The sequence below is a fragment of the Bifidobacterium simiiventris genome (genome assembly GCF_019331715.1).
In the GTDB taxonomy this organism is placed as follows: Bacteria; Actinomycetota; Actinomycetes; order Actinomycetales; family Bifidobacteriaceae; genus Bifidobacterium; species Bifidobacterium simiiventris.
On record NZ_JAHBBG010000001.1, the window covers coordinates 534886 to 548866 of the forward strand.

At 64.1% G+C, this 13981-nt stretch carries 8 protein-coding genes; all 8 read right to left on the reverse strand.

Going from position 1 to position 13981, the window contains the following annotated elements; all coding sequences use genetic code 11:
• Window positions 1-35 precede the first annotated feature (35 nt).
• Window positions 36-521, reverse strand: coding sequence for a GNAT family N-acetyltransferase (locus KIH76_RS02215; protein WP_219069064.1), 486 nt, complete (start codon window positions 519-521; stop codon window positions 36-38).
• Window positions 514-1086, reverse strand: a complete 573-nt coding sequence (locus KIH76_RS02220; RefSeq protein ID WP_219069066.1) for a glycoside hydrolase family protein — start codon at window positions 1084-1086, stop codon at window positions 514-516. Before KIH76_RS02220 ends, KIH76_RS02215 begins: the two co-directional genes overlap by 8 nt.
• Before the next feature lie 101 nt (window positions 1087-1187).
• Window positions 1188-3596, reverse strand: a complete 2409-nt coding sequence (locus KIH76_RS02225) for a glycoside hydrolase family 2 protein (RefSeq protein WP_219069068.1) — start codon at window positions 3594-3596, stop codon at window positions 1188-1190.
• A 9-nt stretch (window positions 3597-3605) separates the two neighbouring features.
• A complete protein-coding gene (locus KIH76_RS02230; protein ID WP_219069070.1) occupies window positions 3606-5960 on the reverse strand; it encodes a glycoside hydrolase family 95 protein in 2355 nt (784 codons plus the stop codon).
• Between the two features lie 22 nt (window positions 5961-5982).
• Window positions 5983-8028 carry a hypothetical protein gene (locus KIH76_RS02235; RefSeq protein ID WP_219069072.1) on the reverse strand — a complete coding sequence of 682 codons (2046 nt, stop codon included), beginning with the start codon at window positions 8026-8028 and terminating at the stop codon, window positions 5983-5985.
• A gap of 96 nt (window positions 8029-8124) precedes the next feature.
• The gene (locus KIH76_RS02240) at window positions 8125-10152 is read right to left on the reverse strand and encodes a right-handed parallel beta-helix repeat-containing protein (RefSeq protein ID WP_219069074.1); all 2028 of its coding nucleotides are present in this window, start codon (window positions 10150-10152) and stop codon (window positions 8125-8127) included.
• A 49-nt stretch (window positions 10153-10201) separates the two neighbouring features.
• A complete protein-coding gene (locus tag KIH76_RS02245) occupies window positions 10202-11869 on the reverse strand; it encodes a glycoside hydrolase family 43 protein (RefSeq protein WP_219069076.1) in 1668 nt (555 codons plus the stop codon).
• Between the two features lie 33 nt (window positions 11870-11902).
• Window positions 11903-13933, reverse strand: a complete 2031-nt coding sequence (locus KIH76_RS02250; RefSeq protein ID WP_214374191.1) for an alpha-glucuronidase — start codon at window positions 13931-13933, stop codon at window positions 11903-11905.
• Window positions 13934-13981 lie beyond the last annotated feature (48 nt).

Consider the following 13981-nt stretch of genomic DNA (forward strand, 5'->3'; position numbering starts at 1 on the left):
AACGCAGATAACGCACCATCATCGTGCCGTTTTCGCTACCATTCGTGGCGTTGGTAGGCTATGCGGGTCGTATCGGTGGGGCGGTCGAGGAGCTGGATGAGGCCGCAACGGGCGAAGCCGCTGGTCTCGAGGACGTGTTGCATGGCCTTGTTGTTGGGATGAGTGTCGGCGCGCACGTTGCCGTAGTGCTTGAGCGCCCAGCGGATGCAGTCGCGGGCGGCGTGCTTGACGAGTCCGGACGAGGCGATGCGGTGGATGGTCACGTAGGTGTCGTCGTCGAGCCATGCGCCGTCAATGTGCGCGTAGGTCGGGTCTTCGCCAGGGCACAAGGCGAACTGTGCGAGGATGCGTTCGTGGCCGTTCGCCGTGTCGACGAGCAGCATGGTGCGTCCGTGCGCGATGTCGTCGCGTATGACCTCCTCACGCGGGAATGTGGAGCCCCACTGGGTCGGGTTGCCGTTGCGGGCCATGAGTTCGCGCGCATGGGCGTAGATCTTCTGCATCTGCGGAAAATCACGCATGGTCGCATGCCGGAACCGCCGGGACGACGTGACGGATGACGCTTCGGAACCCACAACTCACCTCATGCTCGAACGGAACGTAACTGAGCCGATAGGCTACCACGTCTGCGGCACAATCGGTGCCGCGCATATCGCCGATGTGTTCGCGGTACGACCAGACCATGTATCCGGTGCCTGCCGATTCGATGTAGGTTATGTCGAGACTGATCGCGTCCGACGCGAGCAGTTCGCCGTCACGCCGGCGAACCGGTATCGGATCCTCCCAGCTGGCCGGGTCGGTGAGTGGCATGCCGGCTTTGAGATGCATCACCTGGCATTGCGGAGCCCATTCGTTCCCGCCGACCGAGAACAGGATGTACGCCTCGCCGCCGATGACGTGGAATTCCGGCGCCCAGAACGTCTGAACCAATCCACGCGACTCGTCGTACGGCAGGATGAGATGCTGCTCGACGCCCGACGCGAATAGCGCTTGCGGCGTGTCGGCCTCTCGGATGTACAGGCCGATGTCGTCGAGATTGTCGTTGGTGCCGAGGAAATAATACCGGTCGTTCCACGGGAAGATCACCGGATCGCCGTATCCTTCGGCCAGCGGGAACGGGTACCGCCGGCTCGTCGATCACATCAGCCGGCCCGCCCTGTGGACAGCTGCGATCGGATGCCGGTCAGTCAGATCACGATCAATCGGGCGATGCGGTTGTCCGGCCGTACGGTGACGCGGATGTATCGGGCACGCCATGAGCCGCGGCATTGGTATTCGCCCGGTCGATCGCCCGGGTGCACCGTCACCGATTCGTACCGTTCGCCGTCAAGCGATAAGCCGATCTCGGTGATCGGAGAACCGGTCGCGTGTATGCGGATGACCGATATGACGGTGTCGCCTTCCAGATCGACCCTGATCCACGGTTCGGATTCGGGTTGCGGCTGCCACCAGTCTTCCGTCGCATCAGTAACGTGCGATGGCTCATGGCCAGGGATATATGAGCTGGAGAACACCGGATGGTTCCTCGCAAGATCGGCATCGTTCGGCGATCGACCCGTTGCGGTGTGCCGCAGTTCGTCCGCGCTCATGAGTCGCGGCGGCGGAACCATTGCGATCGGAGCCCGCGTGCAGACGGGCGCGTCGACCGTGACGGTGACGGATACTGAAGGCAGTCCGTCCGCCGTGGCCGTGATCACGTTGACTCCTCCGTAGTATCCGCGAAACGTCACCGCTCCCTCACCGTCCAGCATAGTGCGGCGTTCCGCACACAAAATCGTGCTGCGGCCGGTTGGGAAGATGCCGGTGCCGTCGATGTGCAATGTCACCGAGCGTTCGTCGGATACCGGTTCACCGTCCGCATTGCATAGGACAACGTGGATGAACGCATCTTCCTGCCCGTTGCCTGCGATCGTCGTCCGATCCGCGGTCAGTCTGATACGTTCGGCGGGACGTTTCGGTTTGGCAGGCGGCACAGGAATGCCGCGCAGCCACGATCGATACCAGTACCACGTGTTTTTGGGCAGGCGATGGTAGTCGATCATGCCCATACGGCCCATGTCGCCGAGGATGCTGCCGTGGTCGAAGCCGCACCACAGGGCCTTGCCGCTGCGCCACGGATAATCCGTCTCGGCCCCGTCGGAGAAGTTGCCGTCGCAACGTCCCGGACGGTCTTCGATGCGACTTCCATATTCCGACACGAGATTCGCGAATCCTGGATCGTGGAACAGCGTCGCCCCGTCCCCGTTGTAGCCGGTCACGTCGCCGATGCCGCCGAAATCCCCACGCTGCGCGCCACCCACGGCCGCCGGACGCGTGGGGTCCAGTTCATGAACGCGATCCACGAGTCGGCGCGCAAGCCCGCGGGCCTTGTCCATGACCTGATCGTCGGAGAAGAACGGCTCATTGCATACGCTCCATGCGATCACGCTGGGATTGTTGCGATGCTGGCCGATCATTTCCTCCAGCGTCGCCAGGCAATGCCTCTCGAACGGTTCCTGGTCCCGCTCGTGCGGCGGATATCCGCTGGCCGTCCACCATCCTTCGATGTTCGGCCCTCCGGTGCCCCAGAAGCACAGTTCCGACCAGTACATCACACCAAGACGGTCGCATTCGTCGACGAAGAACGGATGGTGCGGATAGTGCGATCCGCGGATGAAGTTCATGCCGCAATCCTTGATCATCCGCACATCCCGACTGATGGACGATCTGGTGACCGCGTCCGCCCAACCGCCCTGGTCCTGATGCACGTTGGCCCCGAGGATCCGCTCATGCCGGCCGTTGAGGAAGAATCCCCCGTCCTTGTCGAATCGTATCGTCCGTATGCCGAACGTCGTCCATTGGCGATCGACCAGCTCGTCGCCGCGGTACAGGCTGCTGCACAGTCGGTACAGGTTCGGATGGTCGAAATGCCATAGCTGCGGGTTTTCGATGCGCAGCCGTTGCCGGATTCCGACATCGTCCGCGACACCGTTTCCGACGGTCGTATCGACCGGGGAGTCGCACACGGCCACGCAACGGTCGCCGAAGAACGTTTCCGAACGCAGCGTCAGTTCCTCATCCCGAACGACGATGCGGGTGGATGTCGATATCGTGGCCTCGCGTTCGCCGAGCCGTTCCGTGGTGACGGTGACACCCTGCCAGCGCAGGTGCGACGGTTCGACGACGTGCAGGTATACGTCGCGGTAGATGCCGCCGTTGAACTGGTGTTCGCCGGCCCGCGGAGCGACCTGCGGCTGCCAGAGGTTGTCGACGAGCACGGTCAGTCGGTTCTTGCCGGGGACGATCGCATCGGTGATGTCCACGCAGAAACAGGTATATCCGCCGATGTGGCGGCCGGCCGGCACGCCGTTCACGATGATGTCGGCGCGCTGGAACACGCCGAAAAACTCCAGAAGGAACCGTTTGCCGGCCCAGTGCGGCGGAACCGTCAGCGTCCGCGTGTACGTGCCGTATCCGACATAGAAGTCGTTGGTCATCTCATACGGTATGCCGAACGAATGCGGTAGTCCGATGTCACTCCAGCCATCGCACAGTTCCGCACGGTGGTCGCCGTAGCGGAATTTCCAGTCGTTGTTCAGCAGCAAGGTGGTACGCATGGGGCATGCTCACTTTCCGTGCAAGACTGTCGGATCGACGGTAATGCGCTGACCGGCGGTGAACAGGACATCGACGAAGGCGCCGGACGGGCCGGTCAGGCGGACCTTGCCGTCGCGCAGGCCGGTCAGGGTCAGCGAGGACACGCGGCCGTCGCGCCAGCTCAGGTCGACGCTCGCGCCGGCCTCGAGCACGACGCCATGCGCATGCCCCGAGGCGAGGGCATCCGGCAGCGCCGGCAGCACGAACGCCTCGTCGCCGTAATCCTGTAGCAGCGTCTCGTACATGGCGGCCACGGCGCCGAAGTTGCCGTCGATCTGGAATGGCGGATGGTTGTCGAACAGGTTGTCGAGCGTGGAATCCGCAAGCAGCCTGACGATGTTGGACCACACCTGGCCACGGTCGCGCAGACGTGCGTAGAGCGCGATCACCCACGCCTTGCTCCAGCCGGTCGCGCCCGATCCGTGTTCCATGCGCCTCTTGACGAACGCCGCGGCGGCCTCGGCAAGTTCGGGCGTGCGGTCGACGCGGATGTCATGCCCGGGGAACAGAGCGAATAACGGCGAGAAATGCCGGTGGCCGGGTTCGGTATCGGCCCGGTCGCGAGGCCATTCCATGATGCGCCCGTCCGCGCCTATTTGGGTCGGCCGCAGTCCCGCCAGACGTTCGCGGGCATCCGCGGCGAGATCGTCATCGTCGCGGCCGAGATCGTGCGCGACGGCGAGGTATTGACCGAACAGGTCATGCAGGATCTGATTGTCCATCGTCGAGCCGATGCACAGCACGCCGTCCCGTCCGTCCGCGGTCCGGTACGCGTGTTCCGGCGACAGGCTCGGCCCGACGGCCCAGTATCCGTCCGCATCGCGGATCATGGTGTCCGTGAAGAACAGCACGGCGTCGCGCAGCACGTCGAAATACCTGTCGATGAATGCGCGGTCTCGCGTGTACCGGTAGTGTTCGGCGATGTGCAGGCTCAGCCACGCGCCGCCCAGAGGCCAGACCGACGCCGTCATGCACGCGTCCTGCGGCGCGCAGTCGCCCCAGATATCGGTGTTGTGGTGCGCCACGAACCCACGCGCGCCGTACATGGCGCGGGCGACCTCGCGACCGCGCGCGTCCATCCGGCGAACATGTTCGAGCAGCGGCGTGTGCAGTTCGCCAAGTCCGGCGCGTTCGGCGAACCAGTAGTTCATCTCCGCGTTGATGTTGATCGTGTACTTCGATCCCCATGCCGGCTCGTAGTCGCGGTTCCAGATGCCCTGCAGCGTGGCCGGCAGGCTGCCCGGCCGGCTTGACGAGATCAGCAGGTAGCGACCGAACGCCAGATACGTCTCCCACAGGCCGATGTCGGTGCCGCCGTCGGCGACACGACGCAGCCGCTGCGATGTCGGCAGCGATTCCAGCGACGGATCCTTGATATCGTCGTCGAACGTGATCGCGCCGCGATCGTACAGTGCGCGGTAATCGGCTATGTGACGGGCACGCAGCTGCCCGTATGAGCGTGCGCTCGCCGCGTCGAGCGCGGCCATGCACCAGCCGGCGGGATCGCTCGTGCGGAATGTGGTGCGTCCGGCGATCAGTACCGTCACCGATCGTGCGTCCGTGACGTCGATCGTCACTCCGGTGCGTGCGGCCTCGCCGTCGTCTGCGATCACGCGCACGGCCATCTCGTAGCCGATGCCGTCCGCGCCGCCGTTGACGCCGTGCAGCCGGATCGTGCGGTCGTCGATCGGTCCCACGCCTTCGCATCGCCAGATGAGCCCGTTGTGCACGTCGTTGCGCGACGCCGTGACCGTACAGGAGAACGGCGTCTTGCCGTCGACCGACTCGATGCGATAGACGAGCACGTCGTCGGGGTTCGATGCGAAGCATTCGGCATGCAGCGACGGATCGCAGCCGAAGTCCTCGACCATTGCGCTGTCCGAACCGCCGGACATGCGGTCGACGAACGCCACCGCCTCGTCCACGTCAAGCCCGCGGCGAACCGCGGGAGCGCCGGCTCGACCGCCGTCAGGACCGCCGTCGCCGCCATCGTCACCGGCATAGTCCGGAAAATCGATCCACACATCGCCCAATGGCTCGTAGTGGCGCATATCCGGCACCGTGGAGTACAGGCTGCGCTCGGCCAGACGTTGCGCGCCCTCGACGTCGCCGTCGAGCAGCAGCGAGCGCACGCGTCCGACGGTGCGGGCCGCGTCGGGGTTCGACCGGTTCATCGGACCGCCCGACCATACCGAGTCCTCGTTGATCTGCAGGTGCTCGCGCCGCGCGCCGCCGTGGATCATCGCGCCGAGGAACCCGTTGCCGACCGGGATCGCCTCGTTCCAGTCGTGTGCCTCGCGGTCGAACAGTATCGTGTGCTTCATTGTCGTCTCCAGCCTTTCGTCATCATTGTCCGTCGTAATCCCCGTGCAGTCCGGTCAGCCCGTCTAGGATCGAGCCGACTGCCCACGGCATCAGCGCGAACCATGTGCTGGCCACGTCGCCGTTCGGATAATGCTCTTCCAGCAATCCCTGGCTGTAGCAGAACCGTTCGGACATCCAGCCGACCTTGCCGTAATCGTATTCCCCGTCGACCGTGTTGTAGGTCTGACAGCTCCATGCGACGGTGTCATCCATGCGCGAACGTACGTATTCATCGTCGCGCACGCTCAGGTAGTAATCCATGTCTCCGATGACGTTGCTGGACATGGGGTGGATATGCGGGTTGCAGGTCGACGTGATGCTGCCGCCGCAGCTCGACCATCCGACGTGGCTGAGCGGAGGCACGCTTACTGGCGAGTTCCAGCAGAACTTGAATGTGGACTCGTAGCACAAGGCGTCGCGCAGATGGTCGAGGTACAGCGTGTCCCCGGTGATCTCGTGCAGCCGGCGAACGGCCTTGATGTATGCGAGAACGCCTTCGGAGTCGATGGCCTTCGCGGTGTCGAGCGGGGCGCCGTAACATTCCATGCGCCGCACGTACGCGTCGTAATACCGGCGCTCGGCTCGTTGCAGTCCGTCGAAGTATCGCCGATCGCCGGTGATCAGCGTCCAGTAGGCTCCCGCCGCCAGGCACCATGCGCCCGCGAAGGAATCGTAGTCGAGGCCGGCTCCGGTCCGCTCACTGAACAGGTACGGGTATTCGTCGTCGCCGTTACGGCCGCGTTCGAATACGGCGACGATCCGTCCCGCGAAGTCGAGCCAGTCGGCGTGTATACATGATCGCAGGTTCAGTTCGTTGCGGTAGCAGTCGAGGATGTAGTACACGGCCTGTCCATCGAGATACGAGCTGTGGCCGGCGGACGGCAGACGTTCGAACCACCATCCGTGATTGCTCCGTACGCCGCGGTTGACCGCGTCGTACGGCAACCCGCTGGCGAGATTCATGCTGTGATGCACGATGTCGTCGATGCAATCGATGGCATGGACGCGCATGACATCGTCATGCAGCCGCAACGCCGAGGACAGCATTGGACCGGCCGCGGCCATGCCGTTGGTCCAGCTGATCGATCCGAGTTCCTGGTATTCGAGGCCGCTCTTCCCTATCCAGTCGGCGATGTCATGATGGCTGTCGAACACGAAGCCGGCATACATATGCCGGTCGGCCAGCCATGCGTCGCGATCGACCGCCTCGCTCAGGTCGCGTACCGCGCGTTCGACGGAGCCGACGACACGCGGCGGCTGGTGGAACCGGCGGTACGTGTATTCGACGGCTCGTTCGATGCCGATTTCGCTATTGGCCGGGTAATCGAAGACGTCGATCCGTATGGTGACGTCCGCTCCCGGCCGCAACGTCAGGCAGTTGTCGTTCAGCGGGGCACGGTCGTGCACGTTGGACGAGCTGACGAACAGCCATGGTGCGTTCTCGTATCCCAGGGTCACGCCGACGGACGGCGTTCCGGAGACGCTGCCGTCGTCGCAGCTGTAGCCGGCGTATTGTGCGAACGTTGTCGGTTCGTCATCGGATTGTGACGGAACGGTCCGTGGCTCCCAGCCGTGCATATCGCCGTCGCCGGATTCGACCAGATACGGGCTGGCGCACAGTCCGACGACACGCGTGCCGTCGAACGCAAGCGCGCACGGGTTCGACAGCCGGTCGCCGCGCACCATCCACCACGATGATGCCGGACACGACGGTTCGCCGGATCGCATGCGCGGGAATCGTTCCGGTACAGCGATCGGGGCTTCGCCACGGTTGCGGCCGTACATGAACCCCGGCAGAAAGAACCGCAGATCATCCGGGCAGGTCGTGGTGGCAAACGGCAGATCAATGCGGATCACCCCTCGGAACGTCGTATCCGACGCATTGGTCATGGTGACCGTATACACGGTTATGCCGTTCTCTGCCGAGTCCATCATTGGTCGGCAGACCGCGGCGAGGCCGCTTGTTTCCAACGGACGGTATCTGGTTCCTTCATCGGCTTGGTCGCGTACGACAAAAGTCAGCATCATTGCTCCTTGATAGTGATATGAGCACGGCCGGGGTCGACATCGATCAGCGGCGATCGGCATCGATCCTGGCCGTGTGATTCGGATTCGGACTCTGGGTCACCACACTTTAATGCGGTTATGGCCCGGCACGAGCGATTCCAACGGACCGGCGTGGCGTGTCGCGTCGACGGCTCGTTCGCCGGTCATGTCCGTGTCGAGCACGTACGGCGTGCCATCGGCGTGCTCGTAGAGTTCCTCGACAATGCGCGGCGTGCCGAGCGTCGCGGTGGTCACGACCGGCACGTTCGACGCGGCGACCGCTTCGGGGATCTCGCATTCGAGGTACAGGCCGTCGTCCGTTTCGGTCAGCGAGATCGGCATGGATGTATCGGCCGCCGTCTCGCGTGCGTCAAGCCCGCCGAAGTACGGCAGGTCGGCCATGTTGCGTACGGGAGCGCCTCCGACAGAACCGTCGTCCGTCGCCGCCTGGGCACCGGTCAGGTACAGGTTGCCGCCCGCGTACAGCGGCTGCAGCGGGTTGCGTTCGCCGCCGCCCTGCTGCGGGTCGAGCCACATCCGGCGTACGCGCTCGCTGTATTCCGGCTTGTCGACCGGGTGCTTGGCGTATTCGGCCAGTCCGAACGCGCCGATCGGGGCCGATGCGTGCTGCGGCGCGAAGATGTTGTTCAGGTAGCGTTCGTCGCCGCCGGAGACGACCGCGCAGCCGGCGACCTCGGTGGTATGCGGGAAGTGGTACGGGGTGGAGCGGTCGGGCACGGTGTGCGTTTCGATGGACCCGCAGATGAGGTTGTTGACGAATGCGCCGCCCTGCGACCAGTTCTGGAACATGATGTCGGATGCGAAGATGTTGTCGTCGACGAGGTACGGGCCGTGGCTGACCTCGATCATCAGGTCACGCACGTTGCGGTGGAACACGTTGCCGGTCACACGTGTGCCCTGTGCCTGCCAGTCGAGCCACATGCCCAGCGAGCAGTCGTGGATGTTGTTGTGCGCGATGACCGTGTCGAGCGCCGCGTGGAACTTGATGCCGGCGACTTCCCAGCCGAAGAACTCGCGTTTGAGGCCGATGTGGTGGATGTGGTTGTGTTCGATGAGGCTGAACGCGCAGCCCATGTGGCCGACGACGCCGTTCTGCCCGCAGTCGTGGATATCGTTGTTGCGCACGATGTGCGAGCCGACCTGACCGCGTTTCCAGCCGACGCGCAGGCCCTTGAACACGGCTTCGAGCTGGTATTGGTAGCCGGTTTTGCGGTCGGTGCGCCACCATTCGTTGTCTCCGGAGGAGATCTCCTTGCCGAGGCTGACGGCGCTGAACTTCGCGTCGTGCAGCACGTTGTCTTCGATGATCCAGCCGCACGACCAGTTCGGGCCGACCATGCCCCACTGCCGTGAGGTGGGCGGCGCCCAGTCGCATGCGGCCTGGCACATTTCGAAGCCGCGCACGGTGATGTAGTTCACGAAGTTGCGCGACGGGAAGAAACATGTGCGGCGCACGCTGATCTCGACCAGTTCCTCGTTCGGATCGTGGTCGTGGAAGTTCGCGGTAATCGTGGTCGTGCCGGAGGCCGCGTCCACGCTCGCATGCCACACGTAGCGCGTCTGGTCGGGGTCGATCACCGGGCAGTCGAATCCGAGCGCGTTGTCCTTGACCGTCGTGCGTTCGACCGGCTCGTACACGTCCGCAAGATCGGTGACCTCGTAGAACGACCGTCCGTTGAGGTACACGTCTCCCAGATGCTTGATCGGGTCGTGGCCACGTTTGGGGGCTTCGAGCCAGTCGCCGAAGATGATCTCGGCAAACGGGTTGAAATCGCCGAACATCGAGTTGGACACGCTCACCTGCCATACGGACGGGTGGCCGTCGACCTGTCGCCATCCGGCGATCCGTTCGGAGCCCTTGATGATCGGCCGCCGCTCCCCCGGCGCGCCTTGGTAGACAATGCGATTCTGGTCGCTCAGGCCGCCGCGCGCCGGGTCGACCGACTCGCGGTAGACGCCTTCGTGCACGGTCACGGTGTCGCCTGCGACCGCGAGCGCCGCCGCGCGCGAGATCGTGGCGAACGGATGTGCCGCGTCGCCGATGTTGGTGTCGTCGCCATTGATGCCGACATGGTATTCCGTCATTGGAATCACTCCTCATATATTTGCGTATCTTGTATGGTCGTCGTCGCGACTATCTGCCGGCGTCGATGCCGGACGCCCCGATGAACCGGAAGTCAGAGAAAACCGCGGTGCCGCCAGCCGTCACGGTCGAGTAAGCGAACAGTCCGATGCGGCAGCCGATGAAATAGTCGAGCGTGTAGTACAGCCGGTACGTGTCTCCCAGCCGCCGCCATGGTCCGCGCGCTTCATAAGAGGTCGTGTCGAACGTGCCACCGTCCGGACCATCCGTGTCATCGACGGTCCGGTAGAAGAACGTGACCGTGTCGTTCATGTCGGTGAAGTCGTACTCGGCGCGCAGTCTCACCAGCGGTCGTTCAAGCGTCGCGGACGCACTTTCCGCGGCGGATGATTCCCAGTCCCCGTCGCCGAACGTTGTGCCGTCGCGGTACGGCTTGAACCGAATGGTCAACCGCGTGCCTCCAGCCGTCCGTTCCACACCGATGAACCGGTAGTAGCCTTGGAACGCCGCCAGTCCCGCGGTGTCTCCCTCGTGCAGTCCGGTCACGTCGAGCGTGACCTCGGCGGCACAACGCGGTCCGATGGTGCGCTGAGTGAGCGTGTTGCGCGCATGGTTGATGTTCGAGACGATGCGGTCGGTGCGCAGTATCAGCGATCCGGGCCGTTCGGTCAGCGACCATGCGCCGCGCTCGGGATTATGGTTGAACTGCCAGAACGGTTTGAGATCGGTCAATTCGACGTCCGTCTTGCTGTCGCGCGGCTCATAGCGGAAATCGTCGCCGCCGTTGAGCGGCGCGTACCGGTGACCCGCCCGTTCGGCCGTCACGCCGGTCACGCTCACTTCGATCGGTACACGGCCATGGTCGCCGAGAATCGGGAATCCGTCTTCGCCGAAGCGCATCGGCATGATCGTCAATGCGCGGCCGAGCGCGCCGCGGTCGTGCATCATGAACGCGTACCAGTCACCGGCGGGTGTGTCCACCATGCCGCCTTGCGCGTCGCCGAGCCCGTGGAAGCCGAGGTCGTCGTCGAGGATCTCCCGGGCGGTGAATTCGCCGTCCAACGAGTCGGCGACGAGGCAAGCTTCGGTCTTGCGGTGGTTCGGCGGGAAATGGCAGGTCCACACGTAGTAACGGCCGTCATGCTTGTAGATGTGGCAACCTTCGTAGCCGAGTCCAGAACGCGGGTCGTCCTCGGCAATGATGCGGTCGAGTCCTCCCGGCTTGGGCCGGCTCAAATCGGGTTCGAGTTCGGTCAGGTGCAGCTGCATGTTGCCGTAGACGATGTAGACGCGACCATCATCGTCGTAAAGCACGCTGTTGTCGTGGTAGAAACCCTCGATCGTGCGTTTCGTCCAAGGCCCGGCCGGATCGCGGGCTTCGAGCACATAGGTCCGGTGCGTGTCGTTGGCCACGAACACGATGCGGTATGTGCCATCGTGGTAGCGCAGCGAGGGTGCCCACATGCCCTTGCCGTACGCGTTGCGGCCCGGCTCGTCGAGCCGTTCGGCCGGCGTGTCGTCCAGTTCGGCGTAGGCATGGGCGAGGAATTCCCAGTGCACCAGATCGTAGGAACGCAGGATGTCGCATCCGGGCATGAGGAACATCGTGGTGGTGGCCATGTAGTAGGCGTCGTCGACCCTGATGATGTCGGGGTCCGGGAAGTCGCCGTTGATGACCGGGTTGATGCCGGTCACGGTCGTGTATCGTGTTTCGTTCATCGCTGTTTCTTTCTATCGGTGCCGCCGTGTCATTTACCGGTAGATCAGACGGCCGTGTTCGTCGGGGATGCCGCTCATGCGCAGGAAGTAGGTGTTGATCTGGTCGCGCCATTCGACGGCGTTGCGGCGTTGGCGTTGCAGGCGTTCGGCCACGTTCGAGAATGTCGCCTCGTCGATGCGCCCTTCGAGTGCGCTCCAGCGTCGGATGTACTCGTCGACCGTGTCGACGCCGGCGAAATGCGTGTCGTAGATGTGCTGGATGACGGTTTTCCCGCTGTGCAGCACATGCGTGTACGGCACGTGGTGGAAGAACAGCAGCATGCCGTCGGGGCAGGTGCCCGCGTCTTCCAGCGTGGCGGCGATGCGCGGCGCATACTGGCCGATGTAGCCGGTTCCGGTAGCGACGGTGCGGTCGACGCCGGTGCCGTCGCGGTCGGAATAGTGGTAGGTGCCCCAACGGTCGTATTCAAAGTCGTTGATGCCGACGCCGTAGTGGTTCTCGCGTTTGACCATGAATCCGACGCCGAGCGGCGCCGCATAGGATTCGTAGGTTGCGTTGGAGGTGTCGAGGATCCATTCGATCGTGTCGCGCGCGTCGGCGTCGGCCCGGGCGAACGTGAGCGAGGTCCATTCGCGGGCGATGTCGTCCGCGGTGAGCGAGCCATCCCAGCACATGCGGCCATAGCCGTACAGGTTGGCCTGGGCGAGCCTGTGCCCGGTCCAGTTGTCGTCCATACCGACGTTGGCGACGGCCGCGTAGCCGACGTTGCGCCGGTCGACGGCGGCGAGCGGCAGATATGCGGGAACGGTCACGGCCGCGTCCGCATCGTATCCGGTGTCGGTGGCAAGACTCGCCAGCCATTGCGGCAACGCGTAGTTGATGTCGATCTGATGACCGAGGTATTCGGCGGCGATCTGGAACTCGACGATGAGGTTGGTGTGCCGCATCGCGCCGATGAGCGGGCTGAGCGGTTCGCTGGGCTGGAAGTCGATGGGGCCGAACTTGACCTGCAGGATCGCGTTGCGGGCGAATCTGCCGTCCAACGGGCGGAACGTGTCGTAGGCGGCGCGGGCGCGGTCGAGCGTGCGGTCGCGCCAGTCCATGTGGCAGTCGTAGACGAACGCGCGCCAGATCACGCGTCCGCCGTGCGGTTCGAACGCACGGGCGAACATGTTCGCGCCGTCGGCGTGGTCGCGCCCATAGGAGAACGGCCCCGGCTCGCCTTCGGAGTCGGCCTTGACCACGAATCCGCCGAAGTCGGGGATCGTGGCGTAGATGTCGTCCACGGTCTGCCGCCACCAAGCGTTGACGGCCGGGTCGAGCGGGTCGCAGGTGTCGAGTCCTCCGATGATCCTCGGCGCGGCGAAGTTGACCGACAGGTACGTGTCGATGGCGTACGAGGAGAAGATGCGGGCGATCTGCGCGACGCGGTCGAGCCACGGGTGGACGATGAGCCGGACCGCCGCGCCGCGCACGTTCACGTTGTTGAGGCTGACCGCGTTGATGCCAACGGATGCGAGGAACCGGGCGTACCGTTCGATGCGGTCCATGTCGCCGCGGAACACGTCCGCATCGGTGCGCTCGGGGAATTCGGTGAACTCACGGTGCTCATTGCTGTTCCACCGGCCGAAGAAGATGGATTCACCAGCGTAGCCGCGTTCGACCGAACCGTCGGTCTGGTCCCAGTGGTCGATCATGCGGATCGGCTGAGATGGGATGCTCACGATGCGACCGTCGATCGTCTCGCCGAGCATGCGCCGGCGCAGCCAATCGTAGAAGCCGTAGACCAATGCGCGCGTGGTGTTGCCCGTGATCTCGGCGGCGCCGTCGACGGCGTCGATCACGAATCCCTCATCCGATTCGAGCACGGACGGCCGTGCGATCAGCCGCACCGTCGCATCCTGCGGGTTCGCGGCGCACGGTCGTTCGAGCAGTTCGGCGATGTCGGCGCGGATGCGCAGCGACCGCCGGTCCTCACCGACCGCGGTCACGTCGAGATAGAACGAATCGTCGCGAACCGCGTCGCGGACTACGTCCGGCTCCAGCCACATATGATCGATCATAAAAACTCAACTCCTCTTTGTTGTAGATGACGAATATCGCGGACTATG

What these genes read in the sequence shown, in the direction of transcription:
- KIH76_RS02245 (WP_219069076.1), bottom strand. Translation starts at nt 11,869, where the DNA reads ATGAACGAAACACGATACACGACCGTGACCGGCATCAACCCGGTCATC.
- KIH76_RS02250 (WP_214374191.1), bottom strand. Translation starts at nt 13,933, where the DNA reads ATGATCGATCATATGTGGCTGGAGCCGGACGTAGTCCGCGACGCGGTT.
- KIH76_RS02240 (WP_219069074.1), bottom strand. Translation starts at nt 10,152, where the DNA reads ATGACGGAATACCATGTCGGCATCAATGGCGACGACACCAACATCGGC.
- KIH76_RS02225 (WP_219069068.1), bottom strand. Translation starts at nt 3,596, where the DNA reads ATGCGTACCACCTTGCTGCTGAACAACGACTGGAAATTCCGCTACGGC.
- KIH76_RS02230 (WP_219069070.1), bottom strand. Translation starts at nt 5,960, where the DNA reads ATGAAGCACACGATACTGTTCGACCGCGAGGCACACGACTGGAACGAG.
- KIH76_RS02215 (WP_219069064.1), bottom strand. Translation starts at nt 521, where the DNA reads ATGCGTGATTTTCCGCAGATGCAGAAGATCTACGCCCATGCGCGCGAA.
- KIH76_RS02235 (WP_219069072.1), bottom strand. Translation starts at nt 8,028, where the DNA reads ATGATGCTGACTTTTGTCGTACGCGACCAAGCCGATGAAGGAACCAGA.